A 255-nucleotide genomic window follows, 5' to 3' on the forward strand; every position below is an offset into this window, starting at 1 on the left:
GGATAAGTTTGTGGCGCAAGCTTATGCTCTATTTTCTAGAAATAATAAGTTTGGTAAAAGCTCGGATGAGGGCTCAAATATGGCTATCGATGCCACGCTGATTACTGAAAGCACTGGTTTTGTGGCGCAGCGAGTCGTTGCTATGGTCATTAATTTAGGTTGCGATATTGCGATGCAAGGTATTGCCACACCAAAAGATATCGACAATGCCGTCAAGCTTGGATTGGGTTATCCGTATGGTCCTATCTCATGGGG

The 255-nt window shown here is 44.3% G+C and carries 1 protein-coding gene; it reads left to right on the plus strand.

Annotated elements, in window-relative coordinates:
* Window positions 1-255 (plus strand): 3-hydroxyacyl-CoA dehydrogenase family protein (locus AAEY55_RS18480; protein WP_350552719.1); only part of this gene is annotated, 255 nt, incomplete at both ends.

The sequence above is a fragment of the Pseudoalteromonas sp. 120-MNA-CIBAN-0494 genome (assembly GCF_040308885.1).
GTDB classification, from domain to species: domain Bacteria; phylum Pseudomonadota; class Gammaproteobacteria; order Enterobacterales; family Alteromonadaceae; genus Pseudoalteromonas; species Pseudoalteromonas nigrifaciens.